The 26,005-nt window shown below is 70.2% G+C and carries 25 protein-coding genes and 1 riboswitch; of the genes, 13 read left to right on the top strand and 12 right to left on the bottom strand.

Annotated features, from left to right (window positions below; translation table 11 throughout):
- The first annotated feature begins 190 nt into the window (after nucleotides 1–190).
- Nucleotides 191–862 (top strand): snapalysin, encoded by a 672-nt coding sequence (snpA, locus tag ACGFNN_RS10905; RefSeq protein ID WP_393554720.1) that lies wholly within the window; start codon nucleotides 191–193, stop codon nucleotides 860–862.
- 108 nt (nucleotides 863–970) lie between these two features.
- Here the strand turns inward: snpA and ACGFNN_RS10910 are convergent, their stop codons facing one another.
- The 5 genes from ACGFNN_RS10910 to ACGFNN_RS10930 form a co-directional block, all read right to left on the bottom strand.
- Nucleotides 971–1,639: a DUF6304 family protein gene (locus ACGFNN_RS10910; protein ID WP_393554722.1), complete on the bottom strand. Its 669-nt coding sequence runs from the start codon at nucleotides 1,637–1,639 to the stop codon at nucleotides 971–973.
- A gap of 78 nt (nucleotides 1,640–1,717) precedes the next feature.
- On the bottom strand, nucleotides 1,718–2,314 hold the full coding sequence (locus ACGFNN_RS10915) for a GNAT family N-acetyltransferase (protein ID WP_393554724.1): 597 nt from the start codon (nucleotides 2,312–2,314) through the stop codon (nucleotides 1,718–1,720).
- Between the two features lie 89 nt (nucleotides 2,315–2,403).
- Nucleotides 2,404–3,447: a family 2 encapsulin nanocompartment cargo protein polyprenyl transferase gene (locus ACGFNN_RS10920; RefSeq protein WP_393555107.1), complete on the bottom strand. Its 1,044-nt coding sequence runs from the start codon at nucleotides 3,445–3,447 to the stop codon at nucleotides 2,404–2,406.
- 271 nt (nucleotides 3,448–3,718) lie between these two features.
- Nucleotides 3,719–5,125 carry a family 2B encapsulin nanocompartment shell protein gene (locus ACGFNN_RS10925; RefSeq protein ID WP_393554726.1) on the bottom strand — a complete coding sequence of 469 codons (1,407 nt, stop codon included), beginning with the start codon at nucleotides 5,123–5,125 and terminating at the stop codon, nucleotides 3,719–3,721.
- A gap of 233 nt (nucleotides 5,126–5,358) precedes the next feature.
- On the bottom strand, nucleotides 5,359–6,747 hold the full coding sequence (locus ACGFNN_RS10930; protein ID WP_365095228.1) for an FAD-linked oxidase C-terminal domain-containing protein: 1,389 nt from the start codon (nucleotides 6,745–6,747) through the stop codon (nucleotides 5,359–5,361).
- Nucleotides 6,748–7,013: 266 nt separating this feature from the next.
- Here ACGFNN_RS10930 and ACGFNN_RS10935 point away from each other — a divergent pair, with 266 nt between their 5' ends.
- The gene (locus ACGFNN_RS10935) at nucleotides 7,014–7,604 is read left to right on the top strand and encodes an N-acetylmuramoyl-L-alanine amidase (RefSeq protein WP_365095225.1); all 591 of its coding nucleotides are present in this window, start codon (nucleotides 7,014–7,016) and stop codon (nucleotides 7,602–7,604) included.
- 29 nt (nucleotides 7,605–7,633) lie between these two features.
- A complete protein-coding gene (locus tag ACGFNN_RS10940) occupies nucleotides 7,634–8,569 on the top strand; it encodes a 1-aminocyclopropane-1-carboxylate deaminase/D-cysteine desulfhydrase (RefSeq protein WP_393554729.1) in 936 nt (311 codons plus the stop codon).
- On the opposite strand, the gene ACGFNN_RS10945 is transcribed toward ACGFNN_RS10940, so the two are convergent.
- Nucleotides 8,545–10,146, bottom strand: coding sequence for a Na+/H+ antiporter (locus ACGFNN_RS10945; protein ID WP_393554731.1), 1,602 nt, complete (start codon nucleotides 10,144–10,146; stop codon nucleotides 8,545–8,547). The genes ACGFNN_RS10940 and ACGFNN_RS10945 overlap by 25 nt on opposite strands.
- Before the next feature lie 35 nt (nucleotides 10,147–10,181).
- On the opposite strand from ACGFNN_RS10945, the gene ACGFNN_RS10950 reads away from it, so the two are divergent.
- From ACGFNN_RS10950 to ACGFNN_RS10960, 3 genes are all read left to right on the top strand, one after another.
- Entirely contained in the window at nucleotides 10,182–10,442 is a 261-nt protein-coding gene (locus tag ACGFNN_RS10950) for a UBP-type zinc finger domain-containing protein (protein WP_362668519.1), read from the top strand.
- 233 nt (nucleotides 10,443–10,675) lie between these two features.
- On the top strand, nucleotides 10,676–11,089 hold the full coding sequence (locus ACGFNN_RS10955; RefSeq protein WP_362554384.1) for an anti-sigma regulatory factor: 414 nt from the start codon (nucleotides 10,676–10,678) through the stop codon (nucleotides 11,087–11,089).
- A 23-nt stretch (nucleotides 11,090–11,112) separates the two neighbouring features.
- Nucleotides 11,113–12,033, top strand: a complete 921-nt coding sequence (locus ACGFNN_RS10960; protein ID WP_362554478.1) for an RNA polymerase sigma factor SigF — start codon at nucleotides 11,113–11,115, stop codon at nucleotides 12,031–12,033.
- A 50-nt stretch (nucleotides 12,034–12,083) separates the two neighbouring features.
- Here ACGFNN_RS10960 and ACGFNN_RS10965 read toward each other — a convergent pair whose 3' ends face one another.
- Nucleotides 12,084–12,533: a hypothetical protein gene (locus ACGFNN_RS10965; protein ID WP_393554733.1), complete on the bottom strand. Its 450-nt coding sequence runs from the start codon at nucleotides 12,531–12,533 to the stop codon at nucleotides 12,084–12,086.
- Between the two features lie 149 nt (nucleotides 12,534–12,682).
- Here ACGFNN_RS10965 and ACGFNN_RS10970 point away from each other — a divergent pair, with 149 nt between their 5' ends.
- Both ACGFNN_RS10970 and ACGFNN_RS10975 read left to right on the top strand, forming a co-directional pair.
- Nucleotides 12,683–13,651 (top strand): diacylglycerol/lipid kinase family protein, encoded by a 969-nt coding sequence (locus tag ACGFNN_RS10970; protein WP_393554735.1) that lies wholly within the window; start codon nucleotides 12,683–12,685, stop codon nucleotides 13,649–13,651.
- A gap of 321 nt (nucleotides 13,652–13,972) precedes the next feature.
- Nucleotides 13,973–14,230 carry a WhiB family transcriptional regulator gene (locus ACGFNN_RS10975; protein WP_003953983.1) on the top strand — a complete coding sequence of 86 codons (258 nt, stop codon included), beginning with the start codon at nucleotides 13,973–13,975 and terminating at the stop codon, nucleotides 14,228–14,230.
- Nucleotides 14,231–14,416: 186 nt separating this feature from the next.
- Here ACGFNN_RS10975 and ACGFNN_RS10980 read toward each other — a convergent pair whose 3' ends face one another.
- Nucleotides 14,417–15,883, bottom strand: a complete 1,467-nt coding sequence (locus tag ACGFNN_RS10980; protein ID WP_362554476.1) for a PAS domain-containing sensor histidine kinase — start codon at nucleotides 15,881–15,883, stop codon at nucleotides 14,417–14,419.
- Between the two features lie 549 nt (nucleotides 15,884–16,432).
- Between ACGFNN_RS10980 and nagB the strand changes: the two genes are divergently transcribed.
- Nucleotides 16,433–17,218, top strand: coding sequence for a glucosamine-6-phosphate deaminase (gene nagB, locus ACGFNN_RS10985; RefSeq protein WP_393555110.1), 786 nt, complete (start codon nucleotides 16,433–16,435; stop codon nucleotides 17,216–17,218).
- 73 nt (nucleotides 17,219–17,291) lie between these two features.
- Here nagB and ACGFNN_RS10990 read toward each other — a convergent pair whose 3' ends face one another.
- The 4 genes from ACGFNN_RS10990 to ACGFNN_RS11005 form a co-directional block, all read right to left on the bottom strand.
- Nucleotides 17,292–18,818: a glycoside hydrolase family 3 protein gene (locus ACGFNN_RS10990; protein WP_393554737.1), complete on the bottom strand. Its 1,527-nt coding sequence runs from the start codon at nucleotides 18,816–18,818 to the stop codon at nucleotides 17,292–17,294.
- A 10-nt stretch (nucleotides 18,819–18,828) separates the two neighbouring features.
- Nucleotides 18,829–19,671 (bottom strand): carbohydrate ABC transporter permease, encoded by an 843-nt coding sequence (locus tag ACGFNN_RS10995; RefSeq protein ID WP_362553569.1) that lies wholly within the window; start codon nucleotides 19,669–19,671, stop codon nucleotides 18,829–18,831.
- Complete coding sequence (locus ACGFNN_RS11000) at nucleotides 19,668–20,651, bottom strand: carbohydrate ABC transporter permease (RefSeq protein WP_393554739.1); 984 nt, start codon at nucleotides 20,649–20,651, stop codon at nucleotides 19,668–19,670. The genes ACGFNN_RS10995 and ACGFNN_RS11000 overlap by 4 nt, the downstream gene beginning before the upstream one ends.
- A 90-nt stretch (nucleotides 20,652–20,741) precedes the next feature.
- Nucleotides 20,742–22,025: an extracellular solute-binding protein gene (locus ACGFNN_RS11005; protein ID WP_365095207.1), complete on the bottom strand. Its 1,284-nt coding sequence runs from the start codon at nucleotides 22,023–22,025 to the stop codon at nucleotides 20,742–20,744.
- Between the two features lie 285 nt (nucleotides 22,026–22,310).
- Between ACGFNN_RS11005 and ACGFNN_RS11010 the strand changes: the two genes are divergently transcribed.
- The 4 genes from ACGFNN_RS11010 to ACGFNN_RS11025 all read left to right on the top strand — a co-directional run bounded on the left by ACGFNN_RS11010 (nucleotide 22,311) and on the right by ACGFNN_RS11025 (nucleotide 25,761).
- Nucleotides 22,311–23,075: a GntR family transcriptional regulator gene (locus ACGFNN_RS11010; protein WP_362668536.1), complete on the top strand. Its 765-nt coding sequence runs from the start codon at nucleotides 22,311–22,313 to the stop codon at nucleotides 23,073–23,075.
- Between the two features lie 176 nt (nucleotides 23,076–23,251).
- Complete coding sequence (locus ACGFNN_RS11015) at nucleotides 23,252–23,506, top strand: DUF3311 domain-containing protein (protein ID WP_393554742.1); 255 nt, start codon at nucleotides 23,252–23,254, stop codon at nucleotides 23,504–23,506.
- Complete coding sequence (gene mctP, locus ACGFNN_RS11020) at nucleotides 23,503–25,137, top strand: monocarboxylate uptake permease MctP (RefSeq protein WP_393554744.1); 1,635 nt, start codon at nucleotides 23,503–23,505, stop codon at nucleotides 25,135–25,137. The genes ACGFNN_RS11015 and mctP overlap by 4 nt, the downstream gene beginning before the upstream one ends.
- A gap of 123 nt (nucleotides 25,138–25,260) precedes the next feature.
- Entirely contained in the window at nucleotides 25,261–25,761 is a 501-nt protein-coding gene (locus tag ACGFNN_RS11025) for a GNAT family N-acetyltransferase (RefSeq protein WP_362553554.1), read from the top strand.
- A gap of 62 nt (nucleotides 25,762–25,823) precedes the next feature.
- Nucleotides 25,824–25,965, top strand: a riboswitch (cobalamin riboswitch).
- Nucleotides 25,966–26,005: the final 40 nt, after the last annotated feature.

Below are 26,005 nucleotides of genomic sequence, written 5' to 3' on the forward strand. Positions count from 1 at the left end.
CGGTTCAGGGGGTGTCGGGGCGAGCGGCTCGTGCTGATTCCGTGTGCCCGCCGTCCCGCCGATAGCACGGAGCTATCGCCGGTTGACATCATCCGCTCGGCCCCGGCTGCCCCGAGACTCTGTCCGTACCCCCCACCCGTTCCCCGTCCGCTCCGGGCGGGGTTCCTCGGACAGGCAGGAGACACCCCCCATGAGACACCCCAGGACCGCCTTCGTATCGGCAGTGGCAGGCCTCGGACTCGGACTGGCGGCGCTCGGCGGCGCCCCGGCGTCCGCGAGCACCTCCTCGCCCTCGGCGGACACCACGCGGACCGCTCAGGCGGGCTACGCGGCGTACGCCGGTTCGGCGGAGAACGCGGCGGCGAACGAGGCGTTCTTCGAGGCCGTCATGAAGTCGGTAGCCGAGAAGCGGGCCGCGAAGCCGGGTGCCGCGGCGGTCACCGTCGTCTACAGCACCGCCAACGCACCGAGTTTCCGCAGCCAGATAGCGAGCAGCACCAGCATCTGGAACAGCTCGGTGAGCAACGTCAAGCTGCAGGAGGGGTCCAACGCGGACTTCGCCTACTACGAGGGCAACGACTCCCGGGGCTCGTACGCGAGCACCGACGGGCACGGCAGCGGCTACATCTTCCTCGACTACGCGCAGAACCAGCAGTACAACTCGACCCGGGTCACCGCCCATGAGACGGGGCACGTGCTCGGCCTTCCCGACCACTACAGCGGCCCCTGCAGCGAGCTCATGTCGGGCGGCGGTCCCGGCACCTCCTGCACGAACGCCTACCCGAACGCCACCGAGCGCTCGCGGGTGAACTCCCTCTGGCAGAACGGCCTCGCGGCCGCTCTGGCCGACGCCACCTCCTGACACCGGCGGCATCCGGCCTTCGGGGGCCGTTCCGCCTCGGGCGGGGCGGCCCCTCGGTGTGCCCCCGGCGTGGCGTCCGGGGGCGGACCGCTGCGGGACGCCCCCGGCTCAGGCGTGTTCGAGCGGGAAGGCGCCCCGGTGCCCGGTACCGGCTCCGTGGGCTGGGCGCGGTTCGAACTCCCGGCAGCTCCAGATCTCCTGCACGAATCCGGTACGCCGGTCCCAGAGATCCGCGACGCCCTCCCCGCCCGCCACCTCCCGGTAGGCGTCCTTCGCGCCCCGGAAGCAGGCGAGCCCACCGGAGAGGCCGCGGACCGGAGCGGGGAAGTAGTCGGAGAACGCGCAGGCTATGCAGGTCTGGAGATGGAGTCCCGGCGGGAGCACCCGCTGCACCGTGGCCAGGGCGGCGGCGAAGTCGCCCTCGGCGCGGTTCGACTCGTACACCGCGCCGTCCAGGTGGAGTGCCAGGAACAGGTCCGGGTCCGCCCGGCGCAGGGACAGCAGACAGCTGAGGGTGGCCTGGCGGACCGTCCCCGACACCAGGACCGGGACCGGGAGGTCCCATTCCAGGACGCAGTCCCCGAGTACACCGTCCGAAAGGTCGAACAGGCCGTCCTGGAGGGGTGTTCCCGCCACCGGCGCCAGGGCGTCGAAGCTCTCGCCCTCGAAGTCCGTGCCCCTGGCCCGGATACGGAGCTGCCGGCCGTCGGTGGTGAGAATGACGGCCTCGGAACCATGGCGGTCCCGGTACCAGCCTGCCCACGACTCATCTGTCATGAGCAGGGACTGTAGTCCGTGCCCGCCGGTCCCTCCGGCGGGCCCCCTCCACCTGCGTGGCCCTTCCTTCCGCCGCTCTCATCCGGCCTGCGGTTCACGCCACATGGGCCACATGGGCGGCCCGTCGGGGAGGTCGACCGTGCGCCCCATGAAGGTGAAGCCGAGCCTCTCGTACAGGCCCCGGCTGCGTGCGCTGCTCGCCTCCAGATAGGCGGGCGTCCCCTCCCGGTCGCACCGTTCCAGGACCTCCGCGATCAGCGCCTCCCCTATGCCCTCGCCCTGCCGCTCCGGCGCGACACCGATCATCAGGAGGTAGGCGTGCGCCCGGTCGTGGGGGTGCACGGCCCCGGTCAGCCGGCCCACGAGCTCGGCCCTCTCGTTTCCGGGGTCGGCGGTCTCCCTCATGAGCGCGGGGGTGTCGTCGTCGCCCTCCGGCGCGCCCGCCGGTACGGACAGCCACAGCGCGGCGGCCGTACCGTCCTCCAGCAGGTCGATGTAGCCACCCTTCAGTGTGATGTCCGCGAAGACGCCCAGGAACTTCCCGTGCACGGCCCGGCGGTGCTCCTCGTCGGGGAAGACCCAGCCGCTCACCGGGTCGTCGTGGAACGCCTCCTCCAGGATCCGCACCACCTGGTCCCTGTCCCGCTCGTCCGCCCGTCGCACACGTACGCCCATGACCGGCCCACCCCTCTGCTCCGCGATCCCCAACCGACGTACGAGATACTAGAGTTACGGGATCGACGCCTGGTCATGGGCGGTCCGGTTCAGTGTGTTCTGCGGGTGACGAACTCCGCCAGGGCCAGCAGATCCCCGGCCGCTTCCGACGCGGGGAGCGCCCGGGACAGATGGTGGACGGCCCTGGCCATCCGGTCCGCGGCCGCCGACTGCGCCCAGTCGCGCCCGCCCGCCCGGTCGACGGCGTCGGCGGCTCTTCTCACCTCCTCCGGTGTGTTCATCGGTCCCCGGTAGAGCGCGGCCAGCTCGGCCGCGGCCGGGGTGTCCGAGGTCAGCGCCGCGACCACCGGCAGGGACTTCTTGTGGGCGGCGAGGTCCGCCCCGGCCGGTTTGCCCGTACGGTCCGTGTCCCCCCAGATGCCGATCAGGTCGTCGATGAGCTGGAAGGCGAGGCCCGCTTCCCGGCCGAAGCCGTCCATGGCGCGGACCTCCCGCTCCCCGGCCCCCGCGTAGAGCGCGCCGAGGGCGCAGGCGCAGCCGAGCAGTGCTCCCGTCTTGGCCATGGCCATGGCGAGGCATTCGTCCAGGCCTACGGTCTCGGGCCCGCGCTCCTCCAGGGCGCAGTCGGCCTGCTGGCCCGCGCAGAGCTCGATGACGCAGGTGGAGAGACGGACGGCGGCCCTCGCGGCGGCGGGGTGAGGATCGTCCGCCAGCAGCCGCACGGCCAGGGAGGACATGGCGTCCCCGGCGATCACGGCGTCCGGAACCCCGAACACCGCCCAGGCCGTCGGCCGGTGCCGTCGTGTGGTGTCCTCGTCGATGACGTCGTCGTGGAGCAGGGTGAAGTTGTGCGCGAGTTCGACGGCGACGGCCGCGCGCATCGCGGCCTCCGGGTCTCCGCCCAGGGCGCGGGTGGCGGCCAGGACGAGTGCCGGCCTGATGGCCTTGCCGGCCTGCCCCGAGGCGGGTGTGCCGTCGGCGTTCTGCCGTCCGAGGTGGTAGAGGGCCACCCGGCGGATCGCCCCGGGCAGGGTCTCGACCGCCCCGATGAGGTGGGGGTCGACCTCGTTGCGGGTGCGTTCCAGCAACGCCGCTGCCTTGTGCCCCTCCATCGCGGCATCCGTACTGGTCAGGGTCACGGTCACTCCTAGAGGGCCTGTACCGGGTGCCGCGCCGTCCGCCCGGAGGGCGGGCGACGCGGCGGTCGGTGCGTGCGATCGGTGTGCGGCACTCCGGGTCATGCGGCGGAGCCACCAGTCCTGGCGTGCCGTGCGGCGAGTGGGCGTCCCCCTGCTCGAAGACCTTGGGGGGTGCCGGGCGTCGGGGCGCGGACGGGGATCTCGACACAGGCACTGACGGGCGCCACGGGGCGCCCGGTCGCGCCTCTGTCTGGCCCGGGGAGTGTCACCGCCAGCGGCTCACCTCGACGTTCTCCAGGACGCCGAGGGCGTCGGGCACCAGGACGGCCGCGGAGTAGTAGGCCGTCACGAGGTAGGAGATGATCGCCTGCTCGTCGATGCCCATGAAACGGACCGAGAGGCTCGGTTCGATCTCGTCCGGGATGCCGGTCTGCTGGAGTCCGATGACACCTTGGTCGGCCTCACCGGTCCTCATGCAGATGATCGAGGTGGTACGGGCGTCCGTGACCGGGATCTTGTTGCAGGGGAAGATCGGCACGCCCCTCCAGGAGGACACGTGCTGCCCTCCGACCTCGACCGTCTCCGGCACCAGGCCGCGCTTGTTGCACTCACGGCCGAAGGCGGCGATGGCACGCGGGTGGGCGAGGAACAGCTTCGAACCGCGGCGCCGCGAGAGCAGTTCGTCCATGTCGTCGGGGCCGGGGGCTCCGTCGTGCGGCTGGAGCCGCTGCCCGTAGTCGCAGTTGTTCAGGAGGCCGAACTCCCGGTTGTTGATGAGCTCGTGCTCCTGGCGCTCGCGCAGCGCCTCGACCGTGAGCCGCAACTGCTGCTCGGTCTGGTTCATCGGCTGGTTGTAGAGGTCGGCCACCCTGCTGTGGACCTTCAGCACCGTCTGCGCGACGCTGAGTTCGTACTCACGGGGCGCCGACTCGTAGTCGACGAAGGTGTGCGGGACGACGCTCTCCCCCACGTGCCCCGCCGACAGGTCGATCTCCGCCTCGCCGTACTTGTTGGTGCGCTGGTGCGGGATGGCGAGCAGGCCGGCGAGGTGGTCGCGGAGCGAGTCCGCGCGGGCCGCGAGGTTGAGCACGTCCGACCGGCGCAGGGTCAGCAGCGTGCAGGCGGTGACGGCGCGGGCCGTGTACTCCCAGGTCGCCTCGCCGTCGATCAGGACGTGGTCGCCGAAGTAGGAACCGTCGGCGAGCACTCCCAGCACGGTCTCGTCGCCGTACGGCCCGGTGCCGATCTTCTCGATCTTGCCGTGGGCGAGGAGGTGGACGCGGTCCGCCGCGTCGCCCGCCGCGGCGAGCACCTCCCCGGCCTCGACGTCCCGCTGCTCGCACCTGCGCGCAAGCTCGGCGAGGACCTCCTCGTCACCGAAGTCGCGCAGGGCCGGGAGCTCCCCCAGCTCGGCGGGGATGACCGTGACCCGGTCTCCCGTCTGGACGAAGGTGACCCTGCCGTCGCCGACCGAGTAACTCAGCCTGCGGTTCACCTGGTAGGTGCCGCCCTGCACCTGGACCCACGGGAGCATCCGCAGCAGCCACCGTGAGGTGATCTCCTGCATCTGCGGGGCGGACTTGGTCGTCGTCGCGAGGTTCCGCGCGGCCGCCGTGCCGAGACTCTGCTGCTGCGGCGGCTGCGTGTCGCGAACCTCTTCACCAACGGACATCCGACATCCTCTCGATCTCCTCGATCATGAGCTGACCTGCGAGAAGAAGACTTGCAGCCGGAGGACACAGGGCGCTATTACACAAAAGAGTGTGACTATTCGGGCCGAGCGCGGGCACATTGCCCGCCCGGGGCTCGACGCCTCTCCCTCGTCGGCCGGTCCGGAGGGCGCAGGACGGACGCGATCCGGACCGGCGAGAGATGACGGGCCCTCAGGCCCGGCAGGAGCGCCGCTCAGCGGGCGAGCGGCGCTCCCGAGACGACGACCTTGCCCGGGTTCAGGATGCCGTGCGGGTCGAGAGCGGCCTTGACCGCGCGCTGCATGGCGAGGTTGACGGGCCCGACCTCACGGTCCATCCCGCCCATCTTCAGCAGGCCCACCCCGTGTTCGCCGGTGACCGTGCCGCCCAGCGCTATCGCCGCGTCGAGGATCTCCTCGAAGGCCAGTTGGGCGCGGGCACGGGCGGCGTCGTCCCCCGGCTCGGTGATGATCAGCGGATGGAGGTTACCGTCGCCCGCGTGGGCGATGTTGGCGATGAGGACGTCGTGACGGGCGGCGATCTCCTCGATGCCGGCCAGCATCCGCGGCACCTCGGCCCTGGGGACGACCACGTCCTCGGTGAGGACGGGTCCCAGACGCTCCAGGGCGGGGTAGGCGAGGCGGCGGGCCTCGAACAGCGCGTCCGCCTCAGCCTGGTCGGTGGAGACCTCGGCCCAGGCGGCGCCGGCCGCCTCGAAGCAGGCCCGGACGGTCTCCGCCTCCGCGTCACCCGCGGCTCCGGGGGTGTCCACCCTCCCGAGCAGGATCGCGTCGGCGTCCGCGGACAGGCCCATGTTCTTCCACTCGTCGACAGCCCTCAGGCAGTGCCTGTCGAGGAGTTCGAGGGCGGAGGGCACGACTCCCGCCGCGGTGACCCGGCTCACCGCGTCCCCCGCCGCGACCACCGAGTCGAAGAAGCCGGCCACCGTGCGCTCGGGCGGCCTCGCCCCGCGCAGCCGCACCGTGATCTCGGTGATCACGCCGAGAGTTCCCTCGGAACCGACGAAGAGCCCGCACAGGTCGTACCCGGCGACCCCCTTCGCCGTCCGACGGCCCATCCGGACGACCTCGCCGAGGCCGTTGACCGCCTCGATCCCGAGGACGTAGTCGCGGGTCACGCCGTACTTGACGCAGCACATGCCGCCCGCGTTGGTGGCGGTGTTGCCCCCGATGGTGGACCAGGGGGAGCTGGCCGGGTCCGGCGGGTACCACAGTCCCTGCTCGGCGCAGGCCGCCCGCAGGTCGTCGTTGACGACCCCCGGCTGGACGACGGCCAGGCGCTCCACGGGGTCGATGCGCAGGATCCGGTTCATGTCCTCGAACGAGAGGACCACGGCGCCGTCCACGGCGTTGGCTCCGCCCGAGAGGCCGGTACCGGCGCCGCGCGGGACCACCGGCACACGGTGTTCCAGGCAGTAGGCGACGACCGCCCGCACCTCCTCGGTGTTCCGGGGCCGTACGACGGCGAGGGGCCTGCCCGCGGGCGCCCACTCCGCCTCGTCGTGCGCGTAACGGGCCATACCGTCCGGATCGGTGATGACTTTGCCCGCCGGTATCCCGTCGGCTGTGTTCGGCTTCGGCACGACCGCTGTCCACCCTTCTCGCAGTTCACCGGCCCCGCACCCGAAGCGGAACCGCTCACTCCATGATGATCCCGGCGGCTGCCGGCCCTCTGCGCGGCACCTGGCCGGGGGTATGCGAGGGCTGTCCGGATCGACTCGCACAGGAAGCGAAATGCGGTCGAACAGGTTTGCCGGAGTGTCCAGTTCCGGTACAAGCGCTGTACGGACACGTCCCCGGTGTCACACACGGCAAGCCACGTACGAACGAATCCCCCAAGGAGTCGGCCATGTCCTCTCCCATGTCCGCGAGCAACTTCCTCGAAGCCCTGAAGGACGAGGGCCTCACGGTCGTCCAGGTCGGCGACTGGCGCACCCACAACCGGAACCACAAGGGCCCCTGGGGGCCGGTGCACGGGGTGATGCTGCACCACACCGTCACCAAGGGCACGGCCCGTACCGTGGAGATCTGCCGTGACGGCTACTCGGGGCTGCCCGGCCCGCTCTGCCACGGCGTGATCGCCAAGGACGGCCGCGTCCACCTCGTCGGCTACGGCCGCGCCAACCACGCCGGCCTGGGCGACGACGACGTGCTGCGCGCCGTCATCGCCGAGCGGCGCCTGCCGGCCGACAACGAGTCCAACACCGACGGCAACCGGCACTTCTACGGATTCGAGTGCGAGAACCTCGGCGACGGCAAGGACCCGTGGCCCGACGTCCAGCTGGAGGCCATCGAGAAGGCCGCGGCGGCGGTCTGCCGTCACCACGGCTGGAACGCCCCCTCCGTCATCGGACACCTGGAGTGGCAGCCCGGCAAGATCGACCCGCGGGGCTTCTCCATGGCGGGCATGCGCAACAGGATCCACGAGCGGCTGAAGTAGTCCGGGACGGGACCGCCCACAATGAGGTCATGGACGACGAAGAGCCCGGTCTCACCCGGCTGCGACCGGCGCTCCCCTCGCCGCTGCGGCCGGCCCGGGACGAGCGCTTCGAACGGCACGGCGTCACGCTGCTCCTCAAGCGCGACGACCTGATCCACCCGGACCTCCCCGGGAACAAGTGGCGCAAGCTCGCCCCCAACCTCAGGGACGCCGCCGGTCGTACGGTGCTCACCTTCGGCGGCGCCTACTCCAACCACCTGCGCGCAACGGCCGCGGCCGGCCGGCTGCTCGGCTTCCCCACCGTCGGTGTCGTCCGCGGCGACGAGCTGGCCGGCCGCCCCCTCAATCCTTCTCTCGCGCGGTGCGCGGCCGACGGTATGCGCCTGCACTTCGTGGACCGGGCGACGTACCGCGCCAAGGCCTCTCCCGACGTCCTGAAGGGCCTGCTGAGCCTCTTCGGGGACTGCGTCGTCATTCCGGAGGGGGGCAGCAACGCGCTCGCCGCACAGGGCTGCACAGAGCTCGGCCGTGAGCTGCGGGGGGTGAGCGCGACCGTCGCGGTGGCCTGCGGCACCGGTGGCACCCTGGCGGGACTGGCGGCGGGCCTCGGGGACGGCCAGCGCGCCCTCGGTGTGCCCGTCCTGCGGGGCGGGTTCCTGGGTGACGCCGTGCGCGGACTGCAGCGGGAGGCTTTCGGCGGTCCCGCCGGCCGGTGGTCCCTGGACGAGCGGTTCCACTTCGGCGGCTACGCGCGCACGACCCCGGAGCTGCACGCCTTCGCCGACGACTTCGAGGACCGGCACGGACTGCCGGTGGAACGGCTCTACGTGGCCAAGCTCCTGTACGGGCTGACCGTGCTGGCCGGCGAGGGCGCCTTCCCCCGGGGCTCCGCGGTCACCGCCGTGATCACGGGCCGTCCCTCGACGGCCGGGGACGGCGGTCAGTCGCCGTCCGACTCCCGGTAGGCGGCCGCCTCCTCCAGATCCAGTCTGCGCAGCAGGGTACGCAGCATCTCGTCGTCGATCCGCCGGTCGTCCCGCAACTTCACGAACACCTCGCGCTCGGCGGCGATCATGTCCCGCGCCAGCCGCCGGTAGGTGTCGTCCGCCGACTCCCCGGTGAGCGGATTGGGGGACCCGAGTCGCTCCCAGACGGCGTTGCGGCGACGCTCCATGACCGCGCGCAGCCTCTGGGTGAGGGGGTCGGGCAGGGCGTTGCGCGGGTCGGCCAGCAGCTCCTCCAGCCTCGCGTCCGCGGCCGAGGACGCCTCGCTCTGCGCCTGCGCCTCGGCCAGCGTCTCGGTGCGGGCGCTGCGTCCGTGGAGCTTCAGCACACGCACGAGGAGCGGCAGGCTGAGCCCCTGGACGACCAGGGTCCCGATGACGGTCGTGAACGTCAGGAACAGCACCAGGTTGCGTGCGGGGAACGCCTCCCCGTCGTGCGTCGCCGCGGGGATGGAGAAGGCGATGGCCAGCGAGACCACGCCCCTCATCCCGGCCCAGGCGACGATCAGGGTCGAGGCGGCCGACGGCGTTCCCTCGCGCTCCCTGATCCGGCGGGAGAGCCGGGGCGGCAGATAGGTCGCGGGGTACACCCAGACGAAACGCACCACCACCACGGCCACGAACACGAGGACCGCGTAGCCCAGGGCCTCCCCGACGCCGTACGAACCCAGCCCCCGCAGCACGAAGGGCAACTGCAGCCCGATGAGCGCGAAGACGGCGGACTCGAGGACGAAGGCCACCATCTTCCAGACCGCCGCCTCCTGGAGTCGGGTCGCGAAGTCGACCTGCCAGGAGCGGTGCCCCAGGTAGAGCGCGACGACGACCACGGCGAGCACCCCGGAGGCGTGCACCCGCTCCGCCGCCGCGTAGGCCACGAAGGGGATGAGCAGCGACAGGGTGTTCTGGAGCAGCGCCTCCTTGAGGTGGGTGCGCAGCCAGTGCAGCGGCACCATGAGCAGCAGGCCGACTGCGACGCCGCCGAAGGAGGCCAGCAGGAACTCGCCGATGCCCGCGCCCCAGCTCATGCCCTCCCCCACGGCGGCGGCGAGCGCGACCCGGAAGGCGGTGATCGCGGTGGCGTCGTTCACCAGCGACTCGCCCTGGAGGATGGTGGTGACCCGCGCGGGCAGGCCGACGCGGCGGGCGATCGCCGCGGCCGTGACCGCGTCGGGCGGTGCCACGACGGCTCCGAGCACCAGGGCGGCGGTGAGCGGGAGGTCGGGCACGAGCTGGTAGGCCAGCCAGCCGACGGCGACCGTCGCGAAAAGCACGTACCCCACCGAGAGCAGGGCGACGGGGCGCGCGTTGGCCCTCAGGTCGAGGTACGAGCTGTCGACCGCCGCCGTGTGGAGCAGCGGCGGCAGGAGCAGGGGCAGCACGATGTGCGCGTCCAGGGTGTACTCCGGGACCCCGGGCAGGTAGGAGGCCAGCAGTCCGGCCGCGACCAGCAGCAGGGGGGCGGGCACGGGGGTACGGCGGGCCGCCCCCGCGACCGCCGCGCTGACCGCCACGAGCGCCACCAGCGGCAGAGCGTCCATCTCACCGTCCTCACATCCGACGTAACGTGGCAATCATGAGTGAGTGCCTCCACGTAGCCGAACTGCCGCGCCCCGAGCCCGCCCCGGCCGACACCACGTGCCCGGAGTGCCTCGTGGCGGGGACGCACCCGGTGCAACTGCGGCTCTGCCTGGTCTGCGGACACGTAGCGTGCTGCGATTCCTCGCCCCTGAAACACGCCACGGCGCACTTCGAGTCGACCGGTCACCCGGTGATGCGCAGCTTCGACTCCGCCGAGAGCTGGCGCTGGTGCTTCGTGGACGGTTCGATCGTCTGAGGCCTGGGTACGTCAAACCGGCGCCGGTTCTTCGCAATTGAACGCCGCAGACCTCTACCCACTGTGCGTACCCATGGGCCTACCATGAGTGACCATGGGGTCGCGGTCCCGGCGACACGGCATCATGGGTCGCGAACGTGTCGCCGGCCGACCGAAGGCCGGTGGCGGACCGCACGGCCCCGGGGCACGCGTCCCGGAGCCCCGAACGAGTTTGTGCCACCTTGGAGGTGAGGGTGTCCCAGATCGCAGGCGAGCCCGGGAACCAGGACTTCGTAGAGGTCCGGCTGCCCGCTGCGGGTGCCTACCTGTCGGTGCTGCGCACGGCCACGGCCGGCCTCGCAGCGCGCTTGGACTTCACTCTCGACGAGATCGAGGATCTCCGCATCGCGGTCGACGAGGCCTGCGCGATCCTGCTCCAGCAGGCCGTGCCCGGCTCCGTACTCAGCTGCGTGTTCCGCCTTGTCGGCGACTCCCTCGAGGTGACCGTCTCGGCACCCACGACGGACGGCCGCGCCCCGGAACGCGACACCTTCGCCTGGACGGTGCTCTCCGCACTGGCCGGGAAGGTCGACTCCGCGGTCGCCGACGACCGCACGGTCAGCATCAGCCTCTACAAACAGCGCGGCGCGGGACCCGGGCCGGCGTGAGCGACGGGAACGGGGACGGTCCGGTGCGGGACGAGACGATCCGGCCGGGGGCTGTGCGACCGGCAGCCCTCCCGGAACAGCAGGCCCGGCCCCATCCGGAGGGCGGGGCGGACGGCACGGACGGTACGCGGGACCGTCCGGCGGCGGTGGAGCGGGCGGGCGGGATGAGCGAGCACGGGCACCACGATCCGAACGACCGCAGCGGTGCGCGGGCCCTCTTCTTCGAGCTCCGGGGCCTCCCCGACGGCTCGGTGGAGAAGGCGGAGCTGCGCAACCGGCTGGTGCGGATGCACCTGCCGCTCGTGGAGCACCTGGCCCGCAGGTTCCGCAACCGCGGCGAGCCGCTGGACGACCTGACGCAGGTGGCCACGATCGGCCTGATCAAGTCGGTGGACCGGTTCGACCCGGACCGCGGTGTCGAGTTCTCGACGTACGCGACCCCCACGGTCGTCGGCGAGATCAAGCGGCACTTCCGGGACAAGGGCTGGGCGGTGCGCGTTCCGCGACGCCTCCAGGAGCTGCGGCTGTCGCTGACCACGGCCACCGCGGAGCTCTCCCAGCAGCACGGCCGCTCACCCACCGTGCACGAGCTGGCGGAGCGTCTGGGCATCTCCGAGGAGGAGGTGCTGGAGGGGCTGGAATCGGCCAATGCCTACAGCACCCTGTCCCTGGACGTCCCGGACACCGACGACGAGTCGCCCGCCGTGGCGGACACCCTGGGTTCGGAGGACGAGGCCCTGGAGGGGGTCGAGTACCGGGAGTCCCTCAAACCGCTGCTGGAGGACCTCCCGCCGCGGGAGAAGCGGATCCTGTTGCTGCGCTTCTTCGGCAACATGACCCAGTCGCAGATCGCGCAGGAGGTCGGCATCTCCCAGATGCACGTCTCACGCCTGCTCGCCCGCACACTGGCCCAGCTGCGGGAGCGCCTGCTCGTCGACGAGTGACCGGCCGGGGCCCGGGCCACTCACGGTGGACCGGGCCTTTTCCGGGCCGCTCAGGCGTCGGGGGTCGTACGCGGCCCCCGGATGCCGAGCGCCCGCGTGGTCGCCGGGTTGAGCACCAGCACGAGGGCCGTCACGGCGACGGCGGCGAGGACGATGCCGGCGGGGATCAGGGCGCCCTGGGCCCGCAGCAGGGTCCACGCCACGGGCAGGGCCATCAGCTGGGTGATGAGCGCGGGGCCCCGGCTCCAGCTGCGCCTGCGCAGCAGCCCGCGGGCGGCGAACAGCGGGATCAGGCCGAGCGCCACCAGGGTGAGCCCGCCCATCTCCGCCTGCTGGATGTCGTCGGGGCTGCCGAAGATCCCGACGGCCAGCATGTAGATCCCGCCGACGGCGAGTGCCGCGCCCTCGAGTGCGTTGAGTGCCGCCAGTGCCGGGATCCGCCACGGCTTCTCCTCGGCGGCCGCGGGCGACGAGGAGGGCGTGTTCTGCTGAGTGCTCACGCCTCTCAGATTCGCATCCCGGCGCCGTGAAAGCGAAGCCGGGGCGGTGGCGTCGCTCCCGCCAGGCGGGGGTCACCGTGTGTGACCGGGCGGAGACCTGGCGGATCCGGACTTCGGGCGGGTACCCCGCGGTAGGTACGCTGGCGGGCATGCGCGCACTCCTCGTGGTCAACCCGGCAGCCACCACCACCAGCGCGCGGACGCGTGACGTGCTGATCCACGCGCTGGCGAGCGAGATGAAGATCGAGGCCGTCACCACGGAGTACCGCGGTCACGCGCGTGACCTGGCCCGCACCGCCGCCGACTCCGACGACATCGACCTGGTGGTCGCGCTCGGGGGCGACGGCACGGTCAACGAGGTGGTCAACGGCCTGCTGCACCGCGGACCCGACCCGGAGGGCCTGCCGAGTCTCGCCGTGGTCCCCGGCGGATCCACCAACGTCTTCGCCCGCGCCCTGGGCATCCCCAACGACGCCGTCGAGGCGACGGGCGCCATCCTGGACGCCCTGGCCGACCGCAGCGAGCGCACCGTCGGACTCGGCCTGGCGGCCGGGACACCCGGCACGGCCGACGAAGCGGTTCCGGGACGCTGGTTCACCTTCTGCGCGGGACTCGGCTTCGACGCCGGCGTGATCGGCCGGGTCGAACAGAAGCGCGAGCGGGGCAAGCGGTCGACCCACGCGCTGTACGTGCGCCAGGTGCTCCGGCAGTTCCTGGACGACCCGCACCGGCGCGGCGGCATGATCACCCTGGAGGTGCCCGGCCAGGACCCGGTCACCGACCTCGCCCTGTCGATAATCTGCAACACCGCCCCGTGGACCTACCTGGGGAACCGCCCCATATACGCCTCCCCGAAGGCGTCCTTCGACACCGCCCTGGACGTCCTCGGGCTCAAGCGCCTGTCCACCCCGGCCGTGACCCGCTACGCCACCCAGCTGCTCACTTCGAGCCCGGAGAAGGGCCCTCACGGCAAGCACGCCGTTTCACTGCACGACCTCACGGACTTCACCTTGCATTCAAAGGCTCCGCTGCCCTTCCAGATGGACGGTGACCACCTGGGGCTGCGTACGAGCGTGACGTTCACAGGCGTACGCCGTGCACTGCGTGTGATTGTGTGAGTGGAAGGGCCCAAAGTCCTTTAACTCGAACGTTTGGGCTGGCCCCCACCCCTTAGAAGTACGGCTGTGACCTAGTCGACACCGAGGAATCAAAAAAAACTTTCCAGAAGGGGTTGTATCCGCCGCCGAGGTTTGCGAATCTCTACTTGGCGATCGAGACGGCCCGCAACATCGGCCTCCACTGAGAGCCAGAACCCCTCCTCACCACAACAGGACCACATCCAGTCCTTCTGGACGTCGGACCTTCGTCTGCGGGGGGATTCGTGAAAGCGTTCACATTCACAAGCAACAAGCACGTAATACCAAGGAGAGGTAGCAGCCATGGACTGGCGTCACAACGCCGTTTGTCGTGAGGAAGACCCCGAGCTGTTCTTCCCCATCGGCAACACCGGTCCTGCGCTGCTGCAGATCGAGGAAGCCAAGGCCGTCTGCCGTCGCTGCCCCGTCATGGAGCAGTGCCTGCAGTGGGCGCTCGAGTCCGGCCAGGACTCCGGCGTCTGGGGTGGCCTCAGCGAGGACGAGCGCCGCGCGATGAAGCGCCGCGCCGCTCGCAACCGGGCGCGCAACGCGAGCGCCTGACCTACGCCCCCCACAACGAGCCTCAGCCAGGCGGCGCGTACAGAGCGTACGCACGGCCCCGCCTTCGAGTCGCAGCGCGCAGTACCCCCGAAGCGCATCGCACCGTGAGCACCACGAAGTGGGCCCGGACCGTCACCACGGTCCGGGCCCACTTCGCGTGCGGTGGCCACCGCCACCGCGACCTCGCTACTTGTCGTTCCGCACCGGGATGTCGAGCACCACCTGGGTGCCGCGCTCCGGGCCGGGGACCATGCCGAAGGTGCCGCCCAGCTCCCCCTCCACGAGCGTCCGGACGATCTGGAGCCCGAGGTTGCCGGCCCGCTGCGGATCGAAACCCTCGGGAAGTCCGCGTCCGTCGTCCGTCACCGTGATGAGCAGCCGCCCCTCGGCACTCGTGCCGCCACGCACCGCGGACACCTCCACGGTGCCGCGTTCGGCGACGGCGAAGGCGTGCTCGAGCGCGTTCTGCATCACCTCGGTCAGCACCATCGAGAGGGGGGTGGCCACTTCCGCGTCCAGGATCCCGAAGCGCCCCGTACGCCGGCAGGTCACCTTTCCGGGTGAGATCTCGGCCACCATGGCGATGACCCGGTCGGCGATCTCGTCGAACTCGACCCTCTCGTCCAGATTCTGGGACAGCGTCTCATGGACGATGGCGATCGAACCGACGCGCCGTACCGCCTCGTTGAGGGCTTCACGGCCGCGCTCGGAGTCCATCCGCCGCGACTGGAGGCGCAACAGGGCGGCCACCGTCTGGAGATTGTTCTTCACCCGGTGGTGGATCTCCCGAATGGTGGCGTCCTTGGTGATCAATTCCCTTTCCCGGCGCCGCAGTTCCGTGACGTCACGGAGCAGCACCAGGGAGCCGATGCGCACACCCTTGGGCTTCAGGGGAATGGCGCGCAGCTGGATGACCCCGCCCTCACCCTCGACCTCGAACTCGCGGGGCGCGTACCCGCTCGCCACCTTCACCAGGGCTTCGTCCACCGGGCCGCGGGACGGGGCGAGTTCGGCGGTCGTCGCACCGAGGTGATGGCCCACGAGGTCGGACGCGAGGCCGAGCCGGTGGTAGGCGGAGAGGCCGTTGGGGCTGGCGTACTGCACGATCCCGTCGGCGTCGAGCCTGATGAGGCCGTCCCCCACCCGCGGCGATGCGTCCATGTCGACCTGCTGGCCGGGGAAGGGGAAGGAACCCGCGGCGATCATCTGGGCCAGGTCGGAGGCGGACTGGAGGTAGGTGAGCTCCAGCCGGGAAGGCGTGCGCACGGTGAGGAGGTTGGTGTTGCGCGCGATCACCCCGAGCACCCTGCCCTCCCTGCGGACGGGGATCGACTCGACCCGGACCGGGACCTCCTCCCGCCACTCGGGGTCCCCCTCGCGGACGATGCGGCCCTCGTCGAGCGCGGCGTCCAGCAGCGGGCGGCGACCTCGGGGCACGAGGTGGCCGACCATGTCGTCCTGGTAGGAGGTGGGGCCGGTGTTGGGACGCATCTGGGCCACGGAGACGTAGCGCGTCCCGTCCCGGGTGGGCACCCAGAGGACGAGGTCGGCGAAGGAGAGGTCGGAGAGCAGCTGCCACTCCGAGACCAGCAGATGGAGCCACTCGAGGTCGGTGTCACTCAGGGCTGTGTGCTGGCGGACCAGATCGTTCATGGAGGGCACACGCGCGAGCCTACCCGTGGCGACGAGATGGTTCCGAACCGAACGGCCCGGGGATACGTGACACTGGGAGGGGGCGGCCACGGGCCCGAAGAATGTCCGCGCCCATGGATGGACACGCCCTATTGGTCTAGTCCACAATGCACCACGTGGGGACCGGCACCGAGTGCCGCCCACGCGAAAGACCTCCGCTCTCCCCGCACAGGAGAGCGGACCGAGGTACCCGGCGCTCTCTGCCCTGACTGCGCCGGTGCCTCCTGTGGCCGGAGGCACCGCACACCGCCGGCCACGCGGGGCCTTCCCTACGGGGCGGGCCCGCTGCTCCGGGCTGCGGCTCCGGACGGGCTGAGGGTCCCGTCCCGGCGCCGCGGCCCGCGGGTGTTTCCGGGCCCCTCTCCCCCGCGGGCACCTCTCCGCCGACAGGGCGACAACCGATGGCGCACCCGCGGACGGTTCACCTCCGAGTCTCCGCGTTCTGCTAGATTGGGCCTTTAGATTGGTCTATACCACATGACGCCCATTCTCCAGATCGGCAGGCACAGCGTGGAAGTTGTCATCGTCCCGGACGCCACGGCAGGCGGGGAACTCATCGCGGAGGCCATCGCGGCCCTGCTGAGCCGCAAGCCCGAGGCCCTGCTCGGCGTTGCCACCGGCTCGACTCCCCTGCCCATCTACCAGGCCCTGGCCGCGAAGGTCCGCTCCGGCGCCGTGGACGCCTCACGCGCCCGCATCTGCCAGCTCGACGAGTACGTGGGTCTCCCCCCGGGCCACCCCGAGTCCTACCGCTCCGTCGTGCTGCGCGAGGTCATCGAGCCGCTCGGCCTGTCGGAGAAGTCCTTCATGGGCCCGGACGGCGCCGCCGAGGACGTCCAGGCGGCCTGTGAGGCCTACGACGCGGCACTGGCCGAGGCGGGCGGGGTCGACCTCCAGCTGCTGGGCATCGGCACCGACGGGCACATCGGCTTCAACGAGCCGTGCTCCTCGCTGGCCTCCCGCACCCGCATCAAGACGCTGACGGAGCAGACCCGCGTCGACAACGCGCGCTTCTTCGACGACGACATCGACCAGGTGCCCCACCACGTCATCACCCAGGGCATCGGCACCATCCTCGATTCACGTCACCCCGTCCTGCTCGCCACCGGCGCGGGCAAGGCCGAGGCGGTGGCCCGTACGGTCGAGGGCCCGGTCGCCTCGATCGTCCCCGCGTCGGCCCTGCAGCTGCACCCGCACGCCACGGTGGTGGTCGACGAGGCCGCGGCGTCGAAGCTGAAGCTCGCCGACTACTTCCGCGCGACCTACGAGGCCAAGCCCCGGTGGCAGGGCCTGTAGAGCCCCCAGCGGGAACGTCGGAGGGCCGGGGCACCGTACTGGTGACCCGGCCCTCCGACGTTCCCGCCGGTGGTCACCCGGCCGGGGTGCCCACCACGGCCTCCGCCGCCGCGGTGCCGCACACCCGTGCGGCACCGTGCGTGGCGATGTGCAGCGCGCCGCGGGGCGGAGCCTTCGGCAGACCCATCTCGACCACGATCGTGTCGGGACGGGCCGCGACCAGCGCGTCCAGCGCCTCGCCCATCCAGGCGTGCCGGTGGACGTCGCGGACCACGGCGACGACGCGCCGGCCGTCGGCGGCCCTGAGGATGTCCTCCGCGGGGGACTCGCGCTCGCTGTCGTAGGTGTCCGTGCCGGTGCCGGGCATCATCCTGGTCAGCTCGGCCGCGATGCCCCAGGGCGTCTCGTCGCCGACCGCGATGTTCGCGACCGGGGTGAAGGCCGCGACGTACGCCGGCCCGTCCAGCGGCGAGCCGCTTCCCGTGACCCGCACGGCTCGGCGGGCGGCGACCAGGCCGATACCGGCTCCGGTTCCGGGCGCGGTCCCCTCCTGCATGTCCGCGCCCGGCCCCGGGGCAGCCCCCCTGACTCCCTGCGTCCAGGACGCGAGAGCCCGTACACGTGCGGCCGCGTCGGCCAGCCGCTCCTCGGGCAGTTCGCCGCTCCGCACCGCCGCCACCAGCGCGTCGCGCAGCTTCAGCACGGTCTCCTCGTCGGCCAGTCCGCCGCCGACGCAGATGGCGTCGGCGCCCGCGGCGATGGCGAGGACGGATCCGCGCTCGATGCCGTACGTGCCGGCGATGGCGTCCATCTCCATGCCGTCGGTGACGATCAGCCCGTCGTAGCCCAGTTCCGTGCGCAGCAGACCGGTGAGGATCTGCGGGCTCAGGGTGGCGGGCCGGGTCGGGTCGAGTGCGGGAAGCAGGATATGTGCACTCATCACAGATTTGGAACCCGCTGCGATGGCCGCTCTGAAGGGGACCAGCTCACGGGCGTGCAACGTGTCCAGGTCCACATCGATGCGGGGCATCGCGTGGTGCGAGTCGACCGCGGTGTCGCCGTGTCCCGGGAAGTGCTTGGTGCACGCCGCGACGCCGGCCGACTGGAGTCCCTCGACGTAGGCGGCGGTGTGCCGGGCGACGAGTCCGGTGTCGGGTCCGAACGAGCGGACACCGATGACCGGGTTCTCCGGGTTGGAGTTGACGTCCGCCGACGGCGCCCAGTTGAGGTTGACGCCGCACTCGGCCAGCCTTCGGCCGAGCTCCCGTGCGACCGCCCTGGTGAGGACGGTGTCGTCGACGGTGCCGAGGGCGAGGTTGCCGGGGAAGGACGATCCGTTGCGGACCTCGAGGCGGGTGACGTCCCCGCCCTCCTCGTCGATCGCGACGAGAACGTCGTCCCGCTCGGACCGCAGCCGTGCGGTGAGGGCGGCGAGCTGTTCGGCCGACTCGACGTTCCGGCCGAACAGGCCGACGGAGGCGAGCCCCTCGCCGATCCTGCGCAGCAGCCAGTCCGGGGCGCTCGTGCCGGTGAAACCGGGCTGGAGCACCGCGAGCGCGTCGCGCGTGACGGTGTCCGTGGTGGATACGAGAGTGGTCATGGCAGCCGTGTTATCCCTTCACTGCGCCATCGGTCAGACCGCTGACGGCCTTGCGCTGCAGGAAGACGAAGAGGACGAGGATCGGGATGGCGAAGATCGAGGAGGCCGCCATCGTGGCGCCCCAGTCGTCGCCGAACTGGCTCTGGAACTGGGACAGCCACAGGGGCAGGGTCTGGGACTCCGCCTGCTTGTTCAGCACCAGCACCATCGGGAACTCGTTCCACGCGGTGATGAAGCCGAACATCGAGGTGGACATCAGACCGGGGGCCAGCAGGGGCAGGATCACCTTGACGAACGCCTGGGGCCGGGTGCAGCCGTCCACCATCGCCGACTCCTCCAGCTCCTTGGGCACCGCGGCGACGAATCCGCGGAGCGTCAGGAGGGTGAAGGGCAGGATCATGACCATGTAGAAGAGGGTCAGCGGGATCAGGCTGTTGAGCATGTCCGCGTCGCGCACGATGAAGTAGATCGCGATGACCATGACTTCCCAGGGCGCCATCTGGGCGACCATGAAGCCGATCACGAAGCCCTTGCGCCCCTTGAAGCGCATCCGGGCCAGGGCGAACGAGCCGGCCAGCGCGAGGATGAGCGAGAAGGCCACGGCGAGAACGGTGACCGTGAGCGAGTTCCTGACCAGCGTCCAGAAGTTCTCCGCGTTCACCGCGGTCTGGAAGTGCTCGAACGTGAAGTTGACGGGGAACCAGACCGGGTCGTCCGCGACGATGTCCGGCGTCGGCTTGAAGGCCGTCGCGAACATCCAGTACACGGGGAACAGGAGGCCGATGACCAGCAGGACCGCCGTGGCGTTGGGCCAGACGCGGCTGAACGTTGACGACGAAGCCGAGCGCTTCACAGCTCGTCCTCCTCTTGCTTGAGAACGATCCGGAGGTAGTAGGAGGTCAGCAGGAGCAGGATCACGACGGTGAGGAGCGCGATCGCCGACCCCATGCCGTAGTGCTGGTTCCCGACGCCTTCGACGTAGGCGTAGACCGGCAGGATCTCGGTGAGGCGGTTCGGTCCGCCCTCGTTGATCGCGAACACCTGGACGAAGGCCTTGAAGACCCAGATCACTTCGAGGAAGGTCGTCGCGAAGAGGAAGGGCCGCAGGAAGGGCATGGTGACCGAGGTGAAGCTCTTCCAGGCGGTGGCACCGTCCAGCGCGGCCGCCTCGTAGAGCTCCTTGGGGATCGTCGTGGTGGCCGCGTACAGGTTGATGGCCACGAACGGGATCGACATCCAGACGATCAGGATGGTGATCACGAAGAAGGTGGAGAACTGGGAGCCGGTCCAGTTGTAGTCGGCCATCGAGTGGAAGCCGATCTTGTCCAGCACCCAGTTGACGACGCCGAACCGCGAGGCGAACAGCCACTGGAAGACGGTGGTCGCGGCGATGACGGGCATGGCCCAGGCGAGGACCAGGGCGATGAGGAGGGTGATCCTCATCCGCTTGCCGAGTCTCGCCAGCAGGAGCCCGATCAGCGTGCCGAAGATCATGATCAGGACGACGTTGGCGGCCGTGAAGAGGATGGACCGGACGGTGACGTTCCAGAAGTCCGCGCTGCCGAGGATCTCCTTGTAGTTGTCACCCCCGTTCCACTCGGTGAGGTGCTGGATCAGCTGCCTCATGTTGAGGTTCTGGAACGACAGCAGGGCGTTCTTGACCAGCGGCCAGCCGAGGAACACCAGGGTGACTGCCACCGGGGGCAACAGCAGCAGGTAGGGGGCGGCGTCGCCCACTCTGCGACGGGCCGCCGAGGCCCCGCTCGGCTCTGCGCCGGTCCCCTTCACCACGTCCGTCGGACCTGAAGGCGGCCGTTCGGTCTGCACGGTCATGCTCGCCATCTCTTTCTCGGCACCATGGGACACACGTCGACTGCCGGGGGCCGGACTCCTCTTCGGAATCCGTCCCCCGGCAGTTCGGCCTTACTGCTTCTGCGCGAGGCGCTTGTTGAACTCCGCCTCGACCTGCTTGGCGGCCTCGGCGTTCGACTTGCCGTTCAGGACCGCCGTCATGAAGGTCTTGATCGGGTTCGGCGCGTTCTCGACCGCGGCCCACTCCGGGATCAGCGGCGTGGTGCCACCGACCTTGGCGGACGGCGCGGCGGCCTCGGCGACCACGTTGCCGGTCAGGTTGGAGTTGAGCGACTCCTTGTTCGGGATGACGCCGTTCAGCTTGGCGAGCTGACCCTCGTACTTGTCGGAGAGCGCGAGCTTCAGGAACTCCTTGGCGAGCTCCTGCTTCGAGCTGCCCTCGGCGACGGCGAGGTTGGAGCCACCGAGGAAGACACCCTCGGGCTTGTCGGCGGTGTCACCCGGAATGGTGAAGTAGCCGATCTCCTTCTCGATGGCCGGGTTGGCGGCGATCGCGGTGCCGGCCTCCCAGCCCATGCCGATGAAGGCACCGGTCTTGCCCTTGGCGAAGACGTCCGCCTGCTGCGGGGTCGCCTCGTCCTTGTCCTTGGGGGCCTTGGAGTAGGCCTGGTACTTCTTGTACAGGTCCATCGCCTCGCCGATCTTCGGGTCGGCGAGGTTGGAGACCCACTTGTCCCCGTCCTTCTTGATGAGCTCAGCACCCTTGCCGATGGTGAGGCCGTCGAAGAAGTACCAGTTCTGGCCGGGCAGGTAGAGCGGCTCCGCCTTGCCCTTCGCCTTGATCTTGTCGAGCGCGGCGAAGAACTCGTCACGGGTCTTGGGGGTCTCGGTGACGCCCGCCTCCGCGAAGACCGACTTGTTGTAGATGACCACGCGGTTCGCGAAGTACCACGGGGCCGCGTACTGCTTGCCGTCGACGACGGAGGCCTCGTTCAGGTTGGCCGCCCAGTCGCCGCCGATCTCCGACTTGAGGTCACCGAGGTCGGCGAGGCCACCGGTCTTCGCGTAGGCCGCGGTCTGCGTGTTGCCGATCTCGAAGACGTCCGGCGGGTTCTCCTCGGAGAGGGCGGTCGTCAGCTTCTGCTGGATGCCGTTCCACTGCTGGACCTCGAACTTGACCTTGGCGCCGGTCTTCTTCTCGAACTCGGCGGTAAGATCCTTCTGCCACTGCTCAGGCGTCGAGCCGTCCATGGCCCAGACAGTCAGGGTCTGCCCCTTGTAGCTGTCCGGACCTGCCTGCTTGCCGCTGTCGCTGCCGCCGTCGTCGGAGCCACATGCTGCGATGCCGACCATCATGCCCGCGACGCCGATCGCCGCGATGAGCTTGCGCTTCACGCCAAACCCTCCTCAGGGTGCTGCAACCCCCCACCCACCCGCGAGGACGTACGCCTGGCGCTACCTGTGGGGCTGGGACCTGGTCTTTAATGGTTTAGACCAGTACCGGGAGCTTGGCCTAGACCTTTAGGGGTGTCAAGGGTGTATAAGAAGTGCACTCGCGTCCGTTATCGGACCGACACCTGAGGGAGGGCGACGAGCCGTGACCGGACCGTGCCACCATGTGAGCCGCGACAGACGGAGGAGCCGGTGACGGCAGCAACGCAGCAGTCGGGAAGGCGGGCCATGGGTGCCGAAGGGGCCAGCAGCGCGGGCGAGACGGGCGCGGGCGCGCGGACGGCGCGTGTCCCCAAGTACTACCGGCTCAAGCGCCATCTCCTCGAAATGACGGACACCATGCCTCCCGGCACGCCGGTGCCGCCCGAGCGGACCCTGGCCGCCGAGTTCGACACCTCGCGCACCACGGTGCGTCAGGCACTCCAGGAACTGGTGGTCGAGGGCCGGCTGGAACGCATCCAGGGCAAGGGCACCTTCGTGGCCAAGCCGAAGGTGTCCCAGGCCCTGCAACTCACCTCGTACACCGAGGACATGCGCGCCCAGGGCCTCGAACCCACCTCCCAGCTGCTGGACATCGGCTACGTGACGGCGGACGACATGCTCGCCGGGCTGCTGGACATCACGGCGGGCGGCAGGGTTCTGCGGATCGAGCGGCTCCGTCTCGCCAGCGGTGAACCGATGGCCATCGAGACCACCCACCTCTCGGCCAAGCGCTTTCCCGCGCTGCGCCGTTCACTGGTGAAGTACACCTCGCTCTACACCGCTCTCGCCGAGGTGTACGACGTCCGGCTGGCCGAGGCCGAGGAGACCATCGAGACCTCGCTCGCCACGCCTCGCGAGGCGGGACTGCTCGGCACCGACGTGGGTCTGCCGATGCTCATGCTGTCCCGTCACTCGATCGACGGCGACGGCGAGCCGGTGGAGTGGGTGCGGTCGGTGTACCGGGGCGACCGGTACAAGTTCGTCGCCCGTCTGAAGCGTCCCGCCGACTGAGATCCTCCGGCTCCTCCGCGTCGCCGATCCCCCTGTTCCAGCAGGGGGATCAGTCATATCGGGCGACACCGGAACGTTGCAGGACCGCAATGCGGACGGGGGGTGACGGTGGCCGGAGCTCTCGCCTAGATTTCCTGCGCATTACACCAGGTGATCAGCGAGGGGACGGACACCGCATGTCAGATGAAACATCTACGAAACCACCGACCGTGACACCTGTCAGGGTGGTGATCGCGCTCTGCCTGATCGCGCCGTTCGTAGCGATGCTGTGGGTGAGTTCGTACTCGAAGGTCGATCCGACCTTCATCGGCATCCCGTTCTTCTACTGGTACCAGATGCTGTGGGTCCTCATCTCCACCTCGCTGACGATGATCGCGTACGTGCTGTGGCAGCGTGACCAGCGCGCCCGCAAGGGGGGTGCTTCCGCATGAAGGACGGCGTGAACGGCGTCGCACTCGCCGTGTTCATCTTCTTCTTCCTGGCCGTCACGGTCATCGGCTTCATGGCCGCGCGCTGGCGCAAGGCCGAGAACGAGGCCAGCCTCGACGAATGGGGCCTCGGCGGCAGATCGTTCGGCACCTGGGTCACCTGGTTCCTGCTCGGCGGTGACCTCTACACCGCGTACACCTTCGTCGCGGTGCCCGCGGCGGTCTACGCGGCGGGCGCGGCGGGCTTCTTCGCCGTTCCCTACACGATCCTCATCTACCCGCTGATCTTCACCTTCCTGCCCCGGCTGTGGTCCGTCTCGCACAAGCACGGGTACGTCACCACCTCGGACTTCGTCCGCGGCCGCTTCGGCTCGAAGGGGCTCTCGCTGGCGGTCGCCCTCACCGGCATCCTCGCCACGATGCCGTACATCGCGCTCCAGCTGGTCGGAATCCAGGCCGTACTGGACGTGATGGGCGTGGGCGGCGGCGAGAACACGCACTGGTTCATCAAGGACCTGCCGCTGCTCATCGCGTTCGCCGTGCTCGCCGCGTACACATACTCCTCGGGGCTGCGGGCGCCCGCGCTCATCGCGTTCGTCAAGGACGGCCTGATCTATCTGGTCATCGCCGTCGCCATCATCTACATCCCGATCAAGCTCGGCGGGTTCGACGACATCTTCTCCGCGGCCAACGAGAAGTTCTCCGCGATGAACGACGCGGCCGGCAAACCGGTGGCGGGACTCGCACCCGGTGCGTCCGGCCAGTGGGTCTACGGCACTCTGGCGCTGGGCTCGGCACTCGCCCTCTTCATGTATCCGCACTCGATCACGGCGACGCTCTCCAGCCGCAGCCGTGAGGTGATCCGGCGCAACACCACGATCCTGCCGCTGTACTCGCTGATGCTGGGCCTGCTGGCCCTGCTCGGCTTCATGGCGATCGCCGCGGGGATCAAGGTGGACAACGGTCAGCTCGCGATCCCGCAGCTGTTCGAGAACATGTTCCCGGACTGGTTCGCGGGTGTGGCCTTCGCCGCGATCGGAATCGGCGCGCTGGTCCCGGCCGCGATCATGTCGATCGCCGCGGCGAACCTCTTCACCCGCAACATCTACAAGGACTTCCTCAAGCCCGACGCGACACCGGAGCAGGAGACCAAGGTCTCCAAGCTGGTCTCGCTGCTGGTCAAGGTGGGCGCGCTCGCCTTCGTCCTCACCATGGACAAGACCGTGGCGATCAACTTCCAGCTGCTCGGCGGCATCTGGATCCTCCAGACCATGCCGGCCCTGGTGGGCGGTCTGTTCACCCGCTGGTTCCACCGCTGGGCGCTGATCGCCGGCTGGGCGGTCGGCATGATCTACGGCACGGTGGCCGCCTACGGTGTCGCCAGCCCGACCCAGAAGCACTTCGGCGGCTCCTCGAAGGAGATCCCCGGCATCGGCGAGATCGGCTACATCGGCCTCACCGCGTTCGTGCTGAACGTCATCGTGGTGGTCGTGCTGACCTTCGTGCTGAACGCGGCCAAGGCACCGGCCGGTGTGGACGAGACCTCGCCGTCCGACTACACGGCGGACATCGGCGACCCCGGCGTCAAGGCGGAGCTCCCGCCGGCCACGGCGGGCGCGCCCGGCGGTCACTGACCCCCGGTCCCGGGACGGCCCCGGCGGGAGCGAGTTCCCGTCGGGGCCGTCCCATGTGCGGGCCCGCCCGGGAACGGCGGAAATCCGGGCGCGGATCCGGAACGACGCGCGAGACTGGCGGCCATGGACGTTTCGATCGGGCCGGTCGGGCCCTCTCGGTACGAGGAACTGGGCGAGATCACGGCCCAGGCCTACCTCGGCGACGGGCTCTTGGACTTCGGCGACGAGGACCCCTACCTGGAGCAGCTCCGGGCGATCGGCCGGCGGGCGGCCGAGGCGGAGGTTCTCGCCGCCTCCGATGCCGGCGGGCGGCTGCTGGGAGGTGTGACCTATGTCCCGCCCGGCAGCCCCTGGGCCGACATCGCACGGAGTGGCGAGGCCGAGTTCCGGATGCTGGCCGTGGCCTCCGGGGCCCGCGGCCGGGGCACCGGCGAGGCGCTCGTGCGGGCCTGCGTCGAGCGGGCGCGCGCCGCCGGGCTGTCCAGGATCGTCCTGTCGACGCATCCGGCCATGCTCGGCGCCCATCGCCTCTACGCCCGCCTCGGCTTCGTACGGACTCCCGAGCGGGACTGGAACCCGCTTCCGGGGCGTCCGGCGCTCCTCACCTACCAACTCGATCTCTGATCGCGCGACACAAGATTCTCGATCTCTGATCGCGCGACACAAGATGTGGGGGCTGCTCAAACCAGCAGCCCCCACATGTATGCTCGACCTCGCTGTCGTCACAGGGGAATCCGGTGTGAATCCGGAACTGTCCCGCAACGGTGTGGCGGTGTGCCTGCGCACACCCGTGAAGTCCGAGGACCTGTCGACAGCGCGCCCGGCTCGACCGAACCGGGCGACGAGACGTCCGGGCCTCGCGGAAGGC

The organism is Streptomyces sp. NPDC048590 (genome assembly GCF_043199535.1).
Taxonomy (GTDB): domain Bacteria; phylum Actinomycetota; class Actinomycetes; order Streptomycetales; family Streptomycetaceae; genus Streptomyces.

Bases quoted from the DNA above. Each gene is read 5' to 3' on its own strand.
- snpA (WP_393554720.1), top strand. From the start codon at position 191: ATGAGACACCCCAGGACCGCCTTCGTATCGGCAGTGGCAGGCCTCGGA.
- mctP (WP_393554744.1), top strand. From the start codon at position 23,503: ATGAAGGACGGCGTGAACGGCGTCGCACTCGCCGTGTTCATCTTCTTC.
- ACGFNN_RS10915 (WP_393554724.1), bottom strand. From the start codon at position 2,314: ATGGGCGTACGTGTGCGACGGGCGGACGAGCGGGACAGGGACCAGGTG.
- ACGFNN_RS10975 (WP_003953983.1), top strand. From the start codon at position 13,973: ATGGACTGGCGTCACAACGCCGTTTGTCGTGAGGAAGACCCCGAGCTG.
- ACGFNN_RS10935 (WP_365095225.1), top strand. From the start codon at position 7,014: ATGTCCTCTCCCATGTCCGCGAGCAACTTCCTCGAAGCCCTGAAGGAC.
- ACGFNN_RS10925 (WP_393554726.1), bottom strand. From the start codon at position 5,125: ATGTCCGTTGGTGAAGAGGTTCGCGACACGCAGCCGCCGCAGCAGCAG.
- ACGFNN_RS10910 (WP_393554722.1), bottom strand. From the start codon at position 1,639: ATGACAGATGAGTCGTGGGCAGGCTGGTACCGGGACCGCCATGGTTCC.
- ACGFNN_RS11025 (WP_362553554.1), top strand. From the start codon at position 25,261: ATGGACGTTTCGATCGGGCCGGTCGGGCCCTCTCGGTACGAGGAACTG.
- ACGFNN_RS11015 (WP_393554742.1), top strand. From the start codon at position 23,252: ATGTCAGATGAAACATCTACGAAACCACCGACCGTGACACCTGTCAGG.
- ACGFNN_RS10945 (WP_393554731.1), bottom strand. From the start codon at position 10,146: ATGGACGCTCTGCCGCTGGTGGCGCTCGTGGCGGTCAGCGCGGCGGTC.
- ACGFNN_RS10980 (WP_362554476.1), bottom strand. From the start codon at position 15,883: ATGAACGATCTGGTCCGCCAGCACACAGCCCTGAGTGACACCGACCTC.
- ACGFNN_RS11000 (WP_393554739.1), bottom strand. From the start codon at position 20,651: ATGACCGTGCAGACCGAACGGCCGCCTTCAGGTCCGACGGACGTGGTG.
- ACGFNN_RS10950 (WP_362668519.1), top strand. From the start codon at position 10,182: ATGAGTGAGTGCCTCCACGTAGCCGAACTGCCGCGCCCCGAGCCCGCC.
- ACGFNN_RS10970 (WP_393554735.1), top strand. From the start codon at position 12,683: ATGCGCGCACTCCTCGTGGTCAACCCGGCAGCCACCACCACCAGCGCG.
- ACGFNN_RS10940 (WP_393554729.1), top strand. From the start codon at position 7,634: ATGGACGACGAAGAGCCCGGTCTCACCCGGCTGCGACCGGCGCTCCCC.
- ACGFNN_RS10990 (WP_393554737.1), bottom strand. From the start codon at position 18,818: ATGACCACTCTCGTATCCACCACGGACACCGTCACGCGCGACGCGCTC.
- ACGFNN_RS11010 (WP_362668536.1), top strand. From the start codon at position 22,311: ATGGGTGCCGAAGGGGCCAGCAGCGCGGGCGAGACGGGCGCGGGCGCG.